Annotated in this window: 14 protein-coding genes and 1 pseudogene; 9 read left to right on the plus strand and 6 right to left on the minus strand. The window is 44.3% G+C overall.

Features of this window, described 5'->3' with window-relative positions; genetic code table 11:
* The 4 genes and pseudogenes from IM500_RS14145 to IM500_RS14160 form a co-directional block, all read right to left on the minus strand.
* Positions 1 to 83: pseudogene (locus IM500_RS14145) on the minus strand (glycine--tRNA ligase subunit alpha); the annotation flags it as partial.
* 181 nt (positions 84 to 264) lie between these two features.
* A complete protein-coding gene (locus tag IM500_RS14150) occupies positions 265 to 2,013 on the minus strand; it encodes a ribonuclease J (RefSeq protein ID WP_190722205.1) in 1,749 nt (582 codons plus the stop codon).
* Between the two features lie 243 nt (positions 2,014 to 2,256).
* Positions 2,257 to 3,150 carry a 4-hydroxy-tetrahydrodipicolinate synthase gene (gene dapA, locus IM500_RS14155; protein ID WP_287738735.1) on the minus strand — a complete coding sequence of 298 codons (894 nt, stop codon included), beginning with the start codon at positions 3,148 to 3,150 and terminating at the stop codon, positions 2,257 to 2,259.
* 288 nt (positions 3,151 to 3,438) lie between these two features.
* Positions 3,439 to 4,476, minus strand: a complete 1,038-nt coding sequence (locus IM500_RS14160; protein ID WP_287738737.1) for an aspartate-semialdehyde dehydrogenase — start codon at positions 4,474 to 4,476, stop codon at positions 3,439 to 3,441.
* A 324-nt stretch (positions 4,477 to 4,800) separates the two neighbouring features.
* Between IM500_RS14160 and tig the strand changes: the two genes are divergently transcribed.
* The 5 genes from tig (at position 4,801) to IM500_RS14185 (ending at position 9,775) form a co-directional block, all read left to right on the plus strand.
* The gene (gene tig, locus IM500_RS14165) at positions 4,801 to 6,195 is read left to right on the plus strand and encodes a trigger factor (RefSeq protein WP_190722208.1); all 1,395 of its coding nucleotides are present in this window, start codon (positions 4,801 to 4,803) and stop codon (positions 6,193 to 6,195) included.
* 224 nt (positions 6,196 to 6,419) lie between these two features.
* Positions 6,420 to 7,121, plus strand: a complete 702-nt coding sequence (clpP, locus tag IM500_RS14170) for an ATP-dependent Clp endopeptidase proteolytic subunit ClpP (protein ID WP_002736918.1) — start codon at positions 6,420 to 6,422, stop codon at positions 7,119 to 7,121.
* Between the two features lie 10 nt (positions 7,122 to 7,131).
* On the plus strand, positions 7,132 to 8,466 hold the full coding sequence (clpX, locus tag IM500_RS14175; RefSeq protein WP_287738740.1) for an ATP-dependent protease ATP-binding subunit ClpX: 1,335 nt from the start codon (positions 7,132 to 7,134) through the stop codon (positions 8,464 to 8,466).
* A gap of 21 nt (positions 8,467 to 8,487) precedes the next feature.
* A complete protein-coding gene (locus IM500_RS14180) occupies positions 8,488 to 8,694 on the plus strand; it encodes a hypothetical protein (RefSeq protein ID WP_002797389.1) in 207 nt (68 codons plus the stop codon).
* Positions 8,695 to 8,917: 223 nt separating this feature from the next.
* Positions 8,918 to 9,775 carry an alpha/beta fold hydrolase gene (locus IM500_RS14185; RefSeq protein WP_287738742.1) on the plus strand — a complete coding sequence of 286 codons (858 nt, stop codon included), beginning with the start codon at positions 8,918 to 8,920 and terminating at the stop codon, positions 9,773 to 9,775.
* Between the two features lie 12 nt (positions 9,776 to 9,787).
* Here IM500_RS14185 and IM500_RS14190 read toward each other — a convergent pair whose 3' ends face one another.
* The gene (locus tag IM500_RS14190) at positions 9,788 to 10,738 is read right to left on the minus strand and encodes an undecaprenyl-diphosphate phosphatase (RefSeq protein WP_190722211.1); all 951 of its coding nucleotides are present in this window, start codon (positions 10,736 to 10,738) and stop codon (positions 9,788 to 9,790) included.
* A 360-nt stretch (positions 10,739 to 11,098) separates the two neighbouring features.
* Between IM500_RS14190 and IM500_RS14195 the strand changes: the two genes are divergently transcribed.
* The gene (locus IM500_RS14195; protein ID WP_190722212.1) at positions 11,099 to 11,830 is read left to right on the plus strand and encodes a glutathione peroxidase; all 732 of its coding nucleotides are present in this window, start codon (positions 11,099 to 11,101) and stop codon (positions 11,828 to 11,830) included.
* A 222-nt stretch (positions 11,831 to 12,052) separates the two neighbouring features.
* Positions 12,053 to 12,586: a DNA starvation/stationary phase protection protein Dps gene (dps, locus tag IM500_RS14200; protein WP_002758588.1), complete on the plus strand. Its 534-nt coding sequence runs from the start codon at positions 12,053 to 12,055 to the stop codon at positions 12,584 to 12,586.
* Between the two features lie 32 nt (positions 12,587 to 12,618).
* On the opposite strand, the gene IM500_RS14205 is transcribed toward dps, so the two are convergent.
* Entirely contained in the window at positions 12,619 to 13,902 is a 1,284-nt protein-coding gene (locus IM500_RS14205; RefSeq protein WP_190722213.1) for a protein kinase domain-containing protein, read from the minus strand.
* 439 nt (positions 13,903 to 14,341) lie between these two features.
* On the opposite strand from IM500_RS14205, the gene IM500_RS14210 reads away from it, so the two are divergent.
* Positions 14,342 to 15,058 carry a hypothetical protein gene (locus IM500_RS14210; RefSeq protein WP_242034644.1) on the plus strand — a complete coding sequence of 239 codons (717 nt, stop codon included), beginning with the start codon at positions 14,342 to 14,344 and terminating at the stop codon, positions 15,056 to 15,058.
* A gap of 272 nt (positions 15,059 to 15,330) precedes the next feature.
* Positions 15,331 to 15,492 (plus strand): RipA family octameric membrane protein, encoded by a 162-nt coding sequence (locus IM500_RS24810; RefSeq protein ID WP_423202543.1) that lies wholly within the window; start codon positions 15,331 to 15,333, stop codon positions 15,490 to 15,492.
* Positions 15,493 to 15,715: the final 223 nt, after the last annotated feature.

Genomic DNA, 15,715 nt, shown 5'->3' on the forward strand with positions numbered 1-15,715 from the left:
TCATAGGGCTGAGCAACTAAACAACCGCGATCAGCCCAAAATTCATTTAATTTAGCGATAACAGCTTGGAAAGTTAGAGACATGGGAAAAAGTAAAAAAGCGGCTTAGGGGTTGGGGAAGTGGGGTGTGGGGTGTGGGGAAGTGGGGTGTGGGGGCATGGGAAGGATAAATAAAAATAATCTCCTGTCTCCTGTCTGGGAGTCTCCTGTCTGGGAGTCTCCTGTCTGGGAGTCTCCTGTCTGGGAGTCTCCTGTCCCACTGCTATTAGGAGGCCATGGTAGCTGCGGGACGACGGCGGCGATAAGTACGATTGTTCGCTGGTTCCGTTGCCGCCGCTTGCAGGAGGAAAATCACTAGAGGTTGACTCTGTAACTCCCGTTTAATTAAACGCTGCAAAGTCGTCTCGATTTCGGCCCGCAAACCGGCCCAATCCTGGACTCCCGTGGCGGTTTTAAATTCACCGATGCGATCGCTTAAACAGCGTTCGATCGCCCGAATAATTAACTGATTCAGCAGCGAGATTTCCACTTTTGTGACCACACCGCGCAAATTAATCTCTGGAGGTGCGCTTAATTGTCCCTCACCGTTAACGAAGGATGCGATCGTAATCACACCATCTTCGGCTAACTGTTGTCTTTCCTGCATAATGTGTTCGTGGACTACACCCGCTTGATCGACTAACTCGATTCCCGAAGGCACTGGCGCGCCAAGTCCAATGCGATCGCCAGTTAACTCGATCGTGTCACCATTTTTGACAATTACCATATTTTCGGCGGGAATACCCATACTTTGGGCCATCTGAGCGTGTTTGACCAGCATTCGGTGTTCTCCATGCACTGGCACAAAAAACTTCGGCCGCGTCAAAGATAACATCAATTTATGGTCTTCTTGGGAACCATGGCCGGAAACGTGAATTCCCTTATCGCGTCCGTAAACAACGTTAGCCCCCTGCATCATCAGGCGATCAATTGTATTGACTACAGCGATCGTATTACCCGGAATCGGATTAGCGGAAAAGACAATCGTATCCCCCTGACGCGCACGAATATGAGGATGTTCACCCTTAGAAATCCGCGTCATGGCTGCTAAAGGTTCCCCCTGGGAGCCTGTAGTTAAAATGACGATTTTATCATCGGCTAAATTGCGGGTCGCTTTCAAGGGTTCAAATATATCGTCGGGACATTTTATATACCCCAAGTTACGCGCATGAGCGATGACATTTAACATCGATCGACCCACTACCACCACTTTCCGGTTAAATTTCTGGGCCAATTTCAACACCAGATTAATCCGATGCACCGAGGAAGCAAAGGTAGTAATCATAATCCGTCCCGTTGCTTGGTTAAAAACCCGCTCTAAACCGGGATAAACGGAAGCTTCCGAGGGAGTATAACCGGCTACTTCTGCGTTAGTGGAATCACTCAATAAACATAGCACCCCTTTCTCGCCATGTTCGGCAATTTTTTGTAGATCAAAGAATTCGCCATCGACGGGAGTATGGTCAATTTTAAAATCTCCTGTGTGAATAACTACCCCTAAAGGAGTGTGAATTGCTACACAAAAACTATCGGCGATCGAGTGGGTATTGCGGATATATTCCACCATGAAAGATTTACCTAAACGCACCATTTGCCGGGGAACTACGGTTTCTAATTTGGTACGATTTGCTAATCCTGCTTCTTCCAATTTATCCCGCAATAAAGCCATCGCTAGACGCGGACCGTAGATAATTGGTACATCAAATTGTTTGAGATGGTAGGGAATGCCACCGATATGATCTTCGTGACCGTGGGTGACGATCATACCCTTAATTTTATGGCGATTTTCTCTTAGATAAGTCATATCGGGAAGCACTACATTGACCCCGTGCATATCATCGGAAGGAAAAGCTAAACCGGCATCCAGGAGAATAATCTCATCATCGTACTCAAAAACACAGGTGTTTTTGCCGATTTCGTGTAGTCCTCCTAGGGGAATGATCTTTAGTTTTGCTTGGGTTTTATCTTGATTCATTAGGTGTCCTTTGATGGTAAGTTATGGTGATTTTTCAGGTGGGTTTTGTGGACGGGAAATCTCAAAAAATGAATAGTTAGAATAAGTCGAACTAGGGAAATAACACCTAGCTAAACTCACTTAGTATCAATACTTTCTAGCAGTTCTAAACTATATTTCTTTTCTTCTAGTTAAGCTATTAATATTATAACCTACTTTCTCGAAAAAATCCTAGTTTAGTTAGCCAAATTTTCTAGTATTTTTCTAGATTAAAGCCAATTCTTGCATGATTTTTGCTAATCCTTCTTCTAGTTCGGGACTTAAGGAACATAAAGGAGATCGCAATCCCCCCACCTCCCAACCGACTAGATTTAAGGCCGCTTTAATTGGAATTGGATTAGTGGCACAGAATAAACCTTTAAACAGGGGAAATAATTTCAAATTAATCTCGATCGCTTTGGCTGCATCTCCAGTTAAGAAAGCTTGAATCATTCCTTGAATTTCTTCTCCCACTAGATGACTAGCAACACTGACCACCCCCACCGCACCACAGGTCATTAGGGGTAAGGTAAGAAAATCATCGCCAGAATAAATAGCGAAATTTTCAGGAGTATGACAGTAAATCTTACAGGTTTGTTCTAAATTACCACTAGCTTCTTTTACCGCCACAATATTATCAACTGCTGCCAGTTTAATAATCGTTTCTGGGGTCATATTTTGACCCGTACGACCGGGGATATTATAAAGCATCACCGGCAGATCGGGACAAGCTTTGGCAATGGTCAGAAAATGCTCGTATAAACCCTCTTGGGGAGGTTTATTGTAGTAGGGAACCACCTGTAAAGAACCATCTAAACCCAGTTTAGCAGCCTGTTGGGTAGCTTCGATCGCTTCGGAAGTGGAATTAGAACCCGTCCCCGCAATCACTTTTCCCCGACCATTAACCGCTTTTTTGACAATACTAAATAGTTCGTATTCTTCCTGCCAACTTAGGGTGGGTGATTCTCCCGTCGTCCCACAGACCACTATACCATCGCTACCGTGAGTAACTAGATAATCGGCCAATTTTTCCACCAGGGCATAATTAACTTGACCCTCGACGGTGAAGGGAGTCACCATCGCCGTAATTACTCGTCCAAAATATGTTGTTTCACTCATTTATCAGTTATCAGTTATCAGTTATCAGTTATCAGTTATCAGCTTCTGAAGGCAAGAGGCAACAGGCAAGAGGCAAAAGAAAGAATCTGGCAATTTTCCTACCCAAAAAGAAGGTTATCAACTAAGTACATCGAAGCCTTTAGCTTCACAAATTAGGTTTTAGATTCGGCCTTTGTTACCAGTTTTTGAGCGATCAGCAATCAGCTTTCAGACTTTACTTATCCGGTTAATTAGCTATTTTTCTAATTATTATCGCCTTGATTTAGCTGATGGCTGATCGCTTAATTATCAAACTGTTGCTAATCTTGAACCGACGAGATTTTTCTTGACTAAAAGTTCGGCAATTTGTACAGCATTTAAAGCCGCACCCTTGCGAATTTGATCGCCGCATAGCCACAATTCTAGACCGTTAGGATGGGAGATATCTTGACGAATGCGTCCCACTAATACTTCATCGCGACCGGTAGCATCAATTGGCATGGGAAAATAATTAGCGTCCCAATCTTCCACTAATTTTACCCCCGGAGCGGACTGAAGAATCTCTCTAGCCTTCACCACAGAAAAAGGCTGACTAAATTCTAGGTTAACCGATTCCGAATGGGCCCGCAGCACGGGAACCCTTACACAGGTGGCGCTAACCCGCAGCCCCGGACAAGCAAAAATCTTGCGGGTTTCGTTGACCATTTTCATTTCTTCCTCGCAGTACCCTTGACCATTAATCGGGGTATTGTGGGGAAAAAGATTAAAAGCGAGGGGATAGGGGAAGGAATTAGTGGGAGGTTGCCGATTATCAAGAATTGCTTGCGCTTGCTGTTTTACCTCCTCCATGGCTCGCGCTCCAGCACCACTAGCAGACTGATAAGTAGAAACTACTACTCGCTCGATCGCCTGTACTTGGTGGAGAGGCCAGATCGCCACTCCTAAAAGAATTGTCGTACAGTTGGGATTAGCGATAATGCCCCGGTGATTGTCCACACTGTCGGGATTGATTTCTGGGACAACCAAAGGCACTTCGGGATTCATGCGAAAAGCACTGGAGTTATCGATAATCGTCGCACCCGACTCGACAATAGTTTTCGCCCAAGCTTTCGAGGTGGCCCCCCCCGCAGAAGCAAGAACTATATCCACGTCCTGAAAAGAGCGCTCGTTTACCGCTTCGATGAGGAGACTTTTGCCCCGAAAATCGAGGGTTTTTCCAGCAGAACGCTCGGAAGCCAGTAATTTTAGACTAGCGAGAGGAAATTGACGACTAGCTAATAACTCTAGTAATTCCGTTCCCACGGCCCCGGTGGCTCCTAAAATAGCGACCCGTACTTTTTGACTCAAATTGTGTGACCTCCTGACGAGTTGGGTGATGATAATGATCCGAAGAAATCGTTACAGTAAAAAATCTTTTTTGTCCACCGAGTTATTCTAAAACTTGGATTGATCGGCTTTTGATCAGCAAAATTTTCTGATTGGGCTTAACTGCCCCAAGGACGGAATAAGTTAAATATACCCCATTGACCGCTAAAATAAAAAGATTGTGACAGCTTGGGGAACAACTGCAGCTATTCCCCTAGAATATCATGAGCGGGACGGATCCACCGCAGGCGTAAACACCGCTCACCCTATTATAAACGTTCCTTGTCGTAAGAGCTAGAAAAATCAATGAAAGTTATTCAGGAAAAGCTTCCTGCCAGTCAGATAGGTTTAGAAATTGAAATTCCCGCCGAAACCACGAAAAACACCCACGAGCAAGTGGTCAAGAATTTAGCGAAGTCGGCCAATATACCCGGTTTTCGCCCCGGCAAGGTTCCCCGTCAGATCCTTCTGCAAAGATTGGGAACTAAGGCGGTAAAAGCGGCGGTAATTGAGGAATTAATTGAAAATTGCCTCGAATCTGCCCTGAAACAGGAGGGTATCGAGTCCCTGGGCAATCCACAGCTATTGTCTAAGTTTGAGGATTTGATCGCTGCCTATGAACCGGGTAAAGCTTTGACTTTTTCAGTTTCCCTGGATGTGGCCCCGACAATTATTCTCGGAGATTACGAAAATCTGAGCGTTACTGCCGAAGAAACCGTTTATGATCCCGAATCCGTGGAAAATTGGTTTAAAGAGCGTCAAGAACAGTTAGCAACATTGGTTCCCGTGGAAGATCGCGGGGCGCAGCTGGGAGATGTGGCGATCGTTGATTATCGGGGCAAATCCGCCGAAACTGGCGAGGATATCCCGGATATTGACGGCGAAGATCTGCGGGTGGATATGGAAGCAGGACGCTTTATCGAGGGTATGGTGGAAGGAATTATCGGCATGAAACCGGAAGAAGTCAAAGAGATGACTTTAACTTTCCCGGAAGATTATCCCAAAGAAGATGTGGCAGCAAAAGCGGTAATCTTTACAATTACGATGAAAGAGTTAAAAGCGAAGGAATTACCAGAGCTTGACGACGATTTTGCCCAAGAAGTCAGCGATCAGGAAACAATCGCCGAATTAAGAGCAAGTTTAGAGAAACGTTTCCAAGAACAAGCGGAGAAGGAAACCAAAGAAAGCATTGATGACGCTTTAACCAAGGAATTAGTCAAGGGTGCGACTTTAGATTTACCGGAGACGCTGATCGAAAAGGAAGTGACGCATATTTTGACCCAAAGCTTCATGCAGTTCCAACAAATGGGGCTAGATGTCAACCAGTTGTTTACAAAAGATAATATTCCCAAAATGCGGGAAAACGCCCGTCCCGATGCGATCGAAAGTCTGAAAGAGACTCTGGTGGTGCAGGAATTGGCTAAAGTCGCGGGCATTGAAGTCAGTCCCGAAGCGGTAGCGGAAAAAATCGCTAATATCATGGCCCAATTGTCCGATCGCGACATAGATATGCAGCGTCTGGAACAGGTGATCACTGAAGAAATGCTGGCGGAAAACACCCTGGAATGGCTGAAAGAAAAAGCTACTATCACCCTTGTCCCCAAAGGTTCCCTAGAGGAAGAAACAAGCGAGGAGGAGGAAACGGAAGAAACCTTCGCATTCACCGAAGTGGAAGTGTTGGCAGCCGAGGAAGAACCGTAAGGAGTTAGCAGTCGTGTTGGGTGTTGGGGTTTTAGGGTTTTGGGGTATTAGTTGAATTCCCCCATTCCCCCATCTCCTGATAACTGATAACCGATTCCTGCCAACCGGGGGAAACTTAGGGCATAATAGATGGACAGAAGTGCTAAAGATGCTTAACATTTGCCAATAAAAGCTCCACAGCCAAGCAAAAACCCTAAGATTGTGATAGCGGAACCGAAAAAATTATGCTCGAATCGAGATCACCTGACTACCCAATTACCAGTAATTGTCGCCCTGCTATCTACGCCAACACGGGGAGAAACTCCCTAGCTAACGTTTTACCCGTGGTAATCGAACAGTCTGGCATGGGTGAACGGGCTTTTGATATCTATTCTCGACTCTTGCGCGAGAGAATTGTCTTTTTGGGAACCCCCGTCGATGATCAGGTCGCTGATTCGATCGTCGCCCAACTCCTCTACTTGGAAGCAGAAGATCCCGAAAAAGATATCCAACTCTATATCAACTCCCCCGGTGGTTCCGTTTATGCCGGACTGGCTATCTACGACACCATGCAACAAATTCGCCCCGACGTGGCGACAATTTGTTTCGGTTTAGCGGCTAGTATGGGAGCATTCCTGCTTTGTGGCGGCGCGGCAGGTAAACGGATGTCCCTACCCAGTAGCCGGATCATGATTCACCAACCCCTCGGCGGGGCCCAAGGTCAAGCTAGTGATATCGCCATCCAAGCCAAAGAGATCCTCTATATTAAACAGAGACTCAATACCATGCTGGCTCACCACACCGGTCAACCCTACGATCGCATCGCCAACGACACCGAACGGGACTTTTTCATGTCGGCCGTCGAAGCCAAAGAATATGGGTTAATCGATCTGGTGATTTCCCGTCCCGAACTGCCCGATCCTACCGTTCCCGTTACTTCCCTGTAAATAATAAACTATGTCTAAATACGACTCCCACCTCAAGTGTTCATTTTGCGGCAAATCCCAGGAACAAGTGCGAAAATTAATCGCCGGGCCGGGGGTCTATATTTGTGACGAGTGTGTGGAACTGTGTAACGAAATTCTCGATGAGGAATTGATGGAACCGCCTAGTCCGGTCGCCCCAGTGGAGGAACGCCCCAACAAACGGCGATCGGGCCAAAACAAAACCACTTGGGAACAAATTCCCAAACCAAGAGAGATTAAAAAATACCTCGATGACTACGTTATTGGTCAAAATGAGGCGAAAAAAGTGCTTTCTGTGGCCGTTTATAACCATTACAAACGCCTCAAAGATATCCAAACCCAAAAAGCCAGTGGCGGCAATCCGGAAGATAGCATCGAACTGCAAAAATCTAATATTCTGTTAATTGGTCCCACAGGATCGGGAAAAACCCTTCTAGCTCAAACTCTGGCCAAAATCCTCGATGTACCTTTTGCTGTCGCCGATGCCACCACTTTAACCGAGGCCGGTTATGTGGGGGAAGATGTGGAAAATATTCTCTTGCGTCTGTTACAAGTGGCAGATTTAGACGTGGAAGAGGCGCAGCGGGGCATTATCTACATCGATGAAATCGATAAAATTGCCCGCAAGAGCGAAAATACCTCGATTACCCGGGATGTGTCCGGAGAAGGGGTACAGCAAGCTTTACTGAAAATGTTAGAGGGAACGATCGCCAATGTTCCCCCCCAAGGCGGCCGCAAACACCCCTATCAGGATTGTATTCAGATCGACACCAGCAATATCCTGTTTATCTGCGGTGGGGCGTTTGTCGGTTTAGATAAGGTGATCGATCAGCGTCTCGGTAAAAAATCCATGGGCTTTATTCAACCGGGAGATGGCCAAGCTAGTAAGGATAAGGTAGCGGCAGGGTTATTAAAACAAATGACTCCCGATGATTTAGTCAAATTTGGCATGATTCCAGAGTTTGTCGGTCGGATTCCCATCCTAGCGGCACTGTCACCCCTGGATGAGGAAGCTTTAATCGCTATCCTGACCCAACCCCGCAACGCTTTGGTGAAACAGTATCAAAAACTGTTGAAGATGGACAATGTACAGTTAGAGTTTAAATCTGATGCCGTCCTAGCGATCGCCCAAGAAGCCTATCGTCGCAAAACCGGGGCCCGGGCCCTGCGGGGTATTGTCGAGGAATTAATGCTCGATGTCATGTACGAATTGCCCTCGCGCAAGGACGTGAAACGATGTTTAATCACCCGCGAAATGGTGGAAAAACGTTCCACGGCAGAGCTATTGGTTCATCCTTCCTCTTTACCCAGTCAAGAATCCGCTTAAGGGGAAAAATCGAGGTTAACCATGCTGAACACCGTTCCTGCGATCATCAAAGAAGGCCGGATCGAACTCCTCGAATCCGTGCCGATTCCAGAGGGTACTAGAGTTCTAGTCACCCTCATCCCGGAGGAGACAAACTCGGATTTCTGGCAAAAAGTCAGCGAAACTGCACTGGCTAAGATTTGGGATAATCTGGAAGACGACATCTATGAACGATTACTCGAAGCTTGAAATCGTTCTCGTTCGTTATCCTTAAGACAATCGGACGACTATCGGACACAGATGCGCGACGTTGGCAAAACTCTTTACGAGGATGGCTAGGTATCTAAGTAGGTGGGTGGAATTAAATATAAGATGAACGTAGGTTGGGTTGAAGCATGAAACCCAACGCCCGCATGGGTTACGCTACCGCTAACCCATCCTACAAATAATTGTACCTCCCTACTTAACTATCATGAAAACTCAAATAATCGATAAAACAGTCACTGTTCGCGGTGTTCCCCACTATTACGAGTGGATTCGGGGGTCAGAATCTGCCCAGAAAAAGCCGGTTATGGTGTTTATTCATGGTTGGGGAGGATCGGGACGCTATTGGCGATCAACCGCTGCGGCAATTTGCGATCGCTTTGATTGTTTATTGTACGATATGCGCGGTTTTGGTCGGTCTAAATTGCCAGAAAAATCTATTGATCTTTCCTACGATTTAGAAGAATATGCCCTTGATTTGGCCTTGTTTTTAGATAGTTTGGAAATTGAAAAAGTCTATCTCAATAGTCACTCTATGGGGGCATCGGTGGCGACTTTTTTTATTACTATGTACCCCGAAAGAGTGGTCAAAGCAATTTTAACCTGTAATGGCATTTTTGAGTATAATAAAGCGGCTTTTGCTGCCTTCCATAAATTCGGTAAGTATGTGGTACAGTTTCGTTATGATTGGTTTTTAAAAGTACCTTTTGCCGATCGATTATTTATGGCGAGATTTTTGCATCGATCGATCCCAAAATCAGAAAGAATTGCTTTTTTAGAAGATTTTTTAGCGGCAGATTACGAGGCCGCCCTAGGCACAATTTATACATCTGTGAGTAAAAAAGCAGTGGAAATTATGCCGGGTAAATTTGCCGAGATTAAAATACCAACTCTTTTAGTATCGGGAGAAAAAGACATTATTATCCCCGCCAAAATGGGCAAAATGGCGGCGGATTTGAATAATAATATCCAGTATGTGGAGATGGCTAATACTGCTCACTTTCCCATGTTAGAAGATGCCCCTACTTATCTAAAAAAATTGCAAGATTTTTTAGAAATTAATTAGAATGCCAAAAGGTCAGGAAAAACGCCCCAAGGCTACACCAATCAGGATAGTAACCCCGAAAAAGAGACGATACCAGACAAAAACCCAGGTACTCTGTTTTTTGAGATAATCTAATAACCAAGCGATCGAAAGATAGGAAAATATCGCCGAGGAAATTACCCCAATAGCGAGGGGAATTAATTCACTGGTGTTAATCTGGTCGAGAACGCCTTTAAATTCCACTAAACCGGCTAAAGTTATCGCCGGAATCCCCAACAGAAAGGAAAATCGCGCCGCTACGGCCCTTTCTAAACCCATGAATAACCCGGCAGTTAAGGTGGACCCAGAACGAGATACCCCCGGTATTAGGGCTAAAGCTTGGGCTAATCCCATTAAAACCCCGTCTTTTTGTCGCAAAGTCTCAAAACTGCGTTTATGTTTCCCGATTTTTTCGGCCGTACCTAAGAGTAAAGACATGACTATGGAGGCACAGGCGATCGCTGTCATGCTTCTCAGGGGGGAATTATCTAAATCGGGAATGAAAAGTTTCATTAACAAACCGAAGAAAACGATCGGAATTGTGCCTAGGATAATCCCCACGGCCAAACGAAAATCCTGGGAACGATAATCGGAACTAGCCACCGCTTTCACCATTCCTGTGGATATTTGCCTTAAATCCTGCCAAAAATAGGACAATACCGCCGCAATACTGCCCAATTGAATCACTGCCGTATAGGTGACACCGGGATCTCCCCAACCCAAAAAGACGGGAATCACTTTTAGATGAGCGGTACTGCTAATCGGCAAAAATTCTGTCACTCCCTGCACAAATCCCAAAAAAATCGCCTGTAACCAGTTAATTTTTGCCAGAGGTATGGTGCTAGTGGTTGATTGGGCAATGACGGCGGGTGTAATCGCCAAAATCACCGTTATTATCGCTAGTCCTAGCCATTTATAGCTTTTTTTCAGGAAGGAAAACATCATTTTTCAGTAAAAAAAGGGGTTGGGGTGTGGGGAGAAGTGGGAATTATGAATTATCAATTATGAATTATGAATTGGGAGGTGGGGAAGTGGGGAGACCACTTCGTGCGCGTTGCGGGGGGAGACAGGAGACAGTATACAGGAGACAGAAGTAACTGATAACAAGGGACGAATCTAAAACCTTATTTCTAATCTTCTTTTTAGGTGGGAGAATTGCCAGATTCCTTCTTGGAGACTCTTGCCTGTTGCCTTCAGTAACTAATTTAAGTATAAATACTTGTTGACAACTCATAGTCGTTATGAGTACACTTAATTTAGACAAACTCAAAATGAGTACGACTGAGCAATTAGGAGTTGACGATTATGCTACCAAACCGAGAAGGGCAGAGAGTTCCCGATGTCACCTTTCCTGTACGTCAAAATAATCAATGGGTGAACATCACCAGCGAGGAATTATTCAAAGGAAAAACCGTTGTTCTTTTTGCCTTACCCGGGGCATTCACTCCCACCTGTTCCACCTCCCATTTACCCGGATATAACGAATTAGCCCCAGTTTTTCGGGAAAATGGCGTAGATAGTATTGTTTGCTTGTCGGTGAATGATACCTTTGTCATGAACGAGTGGGCAAAAGACCAAGAATGTGATAATATCCTTTTGATTCCCGACGGTAACGGCGAATTTAGCGCAGGAATGGGGATGTTAGTCGATAAAGCTGACTTAGGTTTCGGTAAACGTTCTTGGCGCTATTCGATGCTAGTCAAAGATGGTGTTATCGAGAAAATGTTCATCGAACCAGAAGAACCGGGAGATCCTTTCAAAGTCTCCGATGCAGAAACGATGTTACACTACATCAACCCAGAAGCCAAAAAACCGCCTTTAGTCTCTCTTTTCTCGAAAGTCGGCTGTCCCTACTGCCTCCGGGCTAAGAAAATGTTAGAAGAAAAAGGCCTACAATACGAAGAAATTATCCTCGGACGGGATGCCACCAGTCGTTCTCTGCGGGCCATGAGTGGTAATACCACCACCCCACAAGTCTTCATTAACGGGCAATTAATTGGCGGTTCGGAAGAATTAGCGGCTTATTTAGGAGCATAATTAATCAGCTATCAGCTATCAGCCTCTGATTTTTCAATTAATTAGCCATTTTTCTAGTTATCAACACTATTATCTAGCTGACGGCTGAGGGCGATGTTAATCAATTCTGAAAGGGGATGTGTATAACTTGAGCTTAATTGTAGGATCAAAATCAGTCCCCTCTACACGGACACAAGTGAGAAAATTATCGAGTATTCTGTTAACTGATCAAGGAGAAAGATTATGGTAGCCACTCCAGTCAAAACCAAAACCACGGGACAATACTACGCCACTCGTATCGATTTAGCATTAGATATCCGCAAAGCTGTGGTTGAAATCTTAAGCCAAACCCTTGCCGCTAGTTTAGACCTAAAAACTCAGGTTAAACAGGCCCACTGGAATGTAAAAGGTTTAAATTTCTACCAATTGCACAGCCTATTCGACGAAATGGCCACGGAATTAGAAGGCTATGGGGACATGGTAGCAGAACGGATTACCGCTTTAGGTGGAACCGCTTTGGGAACAGCGCGCATCGCTGCCGCTAACTCGATTCTGCCGGAATATCCGGCTGATATCGTCGATGGTAGTGAACATATCGTTGCTTTAGCCGAACGTTATGCCTTATACGCCGCCCATCTTCGTTCTGCTATTGATACCACTGGCAATCAAGGGGATGCCGACACAGCAGATCTCTATACGGAAATCTCCCGGGACATCGATAAACGTCTCTGGTTCCTAGAAGCGCATCTGATTAAATCGGAAGATGTTATCAGATAAATTTGGGGTGTATTAACTTAGCTTAATACACCTTAAATTCTCGTAATCGGTAAACGTAGCCAATCACTTAACTGTTGTGCCAACCAATCTAATTCCGCTTCGCTAACATCTTCACTGGCAGTGATAACATATTCTCGATGGTTGGCAACGAGAACCAGAGAAGGAGGAATAATATTAACATTTTCTCCCTGCATAGTGACGGTGACATTGCGACGGAGGAGACTATAAATTTCGGAACTAGCAGCATCGGCAGTTAGTTTAAATTTTAGCCCCCAGAGTTTTTGGTAGAGAGAAACTTTTTTGGGGGTAAGTTTTAACTCTAGTTCCCCCTGCCAAAAAGATTTCCATAACTGCCAAGATAAACTAGAGGAGATTAAATTGAGCAGAAAAATTAGGATAATCGGGATTAAAAAAGCGACCAGTTTGAGATCATAAATACCGACTATGGTTAAGAGAATGATCGTAAAGAATAGGGATGGTAAAAACTGTCTTAACTGGGTTTTGAGATTGTTGAAAAACTTTTGTTTGGTTTTACTAGCGATTTTTATTTGCAGGAGATTATCTTTTTTATAAACAGTAACTTCGCTGCCGTAGGGTTTGGTCAGATTGCCAATAGATACTAAGATCAATTGACAACTATATAAGCTGGCTAAAGCTTCTGTCACCGAACGAAAATGAGAGTCTGGGGGGGAGTTTGATAATCTTTTTAACCAATAGATGAAAAAAGCACTTAGATTAGTTTTTTGTTCAAAGTTTTCGGGTATGTAACGATGCTTAATCCCCGTGGCTAAACTAATCAAACTTTTACCTATATCCTGTAAGTCCGTGGTGGGAGAATCGGAATCAAAGGCAAAATCAACTAGATAAAAACGATGGGACTGGGTATCAAAGAGGATATTACTAAGTTTAATATTGCCGTGGTTAATGGGGACATCCTGCTGATGGAGATAGGAGAGAATCTCCAAAAGATATTTGGCAATTTGTTTGAGATCTTGTTCTGCTAACAAATAACTGGAGTTTAGATAGTTTTCTAAAGGCTGCGCTGATAAATAAGGTCGGACAATAGCGATGATTTGTTCTTGGGATGAATCTATCTCAAAGCTATCGAGGTATTTGGGGAGAGATGGGTGGGAGAGTTGTCGCAACAGGGCAATTTTACCAGTTATTTCTCCGATCAACTGACTCCCTTGCCCCCTAGGAACAGAAATAAGTTTAATGATAACTAACTGGGTGGTGTGTCTGTCCCTAGCTAAGATAGTTTTTTTTCCCAGTAACTGTTGGACTTGATAACGACTATGGAGAACTCGATCGAGCATGGGGGAGGATGGAGTAAGGAGTATTTCTAGGATAGCTCACTCTGGAAACTCTAGCCGCCATCTTTAGCATCCTTTTAATATTTTAACCCATATTCCCCACTTCAGTTTGAAGCATAAAAAACTACAGGTCTTTTCAAAGAAAAAAAATCAGAATAAGCCAAAAAAATACTCAACCAATCAGATATTGAGAAGAAATCATCAAATACCAAATATTTTTTCGGCTCAAAGAGTTAAACTAAGTCACAACCAGCAGTCAGCGGCAAGAGTTGTTGGTTGGGAGAAGCCGAGAGGCCTTTCCGGATAGTCAAAGCAAGCTATAATTAAATCGGCTCGCTTGTGAGTTTATTCTCTGCTTGGCACGACTGCCAAGGGTAACGACAAGAGTAAACCAGGGGGCTACGATAAACCTAAAATTTTCCCAAAATAGGAGGAACCTCTCATGGTTGAGGCCATCTTACCGGGTACTTACATAACAGTACGAGATGAAGGACTGATTAGCGCTGGTCAGGTTGTTTCAGGAAATATCGGAATTGTTGGAACCGCAGCCAAAGGACCAGTGGATGAGGTACAAATTCTTGGCAGTTTTTCGGAAGCTAAAGCAATTTTCGGGGAAATTGATCCCGCTCGCCAACTAACCTTAATTCAAGCACTAGAGCAGATTTATAACAATGGCGGTAAGACTGTCTATGCAGTTCGTACAGGCACTAACGCCACCAGAGCTGCCTACAAAATCAAAGATAGCACCGACAAAGAGCTGGTGAAACTGGAGGCACAAACTCCAGGAACCTGGGGTAATGACATCAAGATCAAAATCACTAATGCTGACTCGTCTGGTAAGAGCAAGAAAGTCGAGCTAACCTATCAAAATACTAAAGAAACCTATACCATTTCTAAGTCCGGCGACTTGGAACAACAAGTCAATAACCAGACTAAAGGTTCTAATTTAGTGACTGCCACTCTAGCTAAAGACTCTTCCTCCGAGGCTTTACCGAAAAACACCAGCGAAAGTGGTGAGAAATTTGCCGCAGGCTCCGATGGAAAACCAGCTAGTGCCGAGGAATATAAAAATAGTCTGGTACAATTGGAGAATGAACTAATAAACTTGGTTTTGCTGGCTGGACAGGATGACAGGATGTCACCAACCCCGAAATGGTGACAGCACTGCTGGGTCACTTGAACACAACCGCGACAATCAAGCGAGAACGGATCGGCCTTATTGGTAGCGGAACCTCTGATGATGTTGACACGATCGCCAAGTCACTAGCTGAAGAAAAAGCCCAATGCTGAGGTGAAGAGACCGCAAATTAACCTAAAAAGAGATAGAAAGAGATAGAAAGGATGAATAGAAATCTAAGTGAAGAAGAACAAAAGAAGCCGCTTTAAAAAAACGCTGACAAACAGTTAAATCTGCCTAATTCAAACGAAGCAATAAAAGCAAGTTATGGAGCCAACTTTCAATCTCATCTCTTAGAGCAGTACAAAATGTATGTGGAGATGATGGATAGAGTTACTGAAAGAAGAGGAAAGACTAATACCTTCTATTTGTCATTACTATCTGGCTTGGGCTCTTCTGGTTTCTGTACTGGTTGAAAAAATCTTGTTACCTGAATCTAAAGATAAGTATATTGTTCTACTAATATTAGCAACTTTGGGAGTTTGTCTCTGTTTTATATCTGGACTTCCCCCATACAGAAATACTAAAAAATTAACAAAACCCTTACTGCAGGTCGCTTCTCAGAAAAAATTGAAAAGAGGCTACTGGGTACATTTTTCCCTTGAAAATGGCTGTACCGTTGACTGTATCTGGAGTAGA

This window comes from Microcystis sp. M179S2 (genome assembly GCF_020245805.1).
Classification (GTDB): Bacteria; Cyanobacteriota; Cyanobacteriia; order Cyanobacteriales; family Microcystaceae; genus Microcystis; species Microcystis aeruginosa.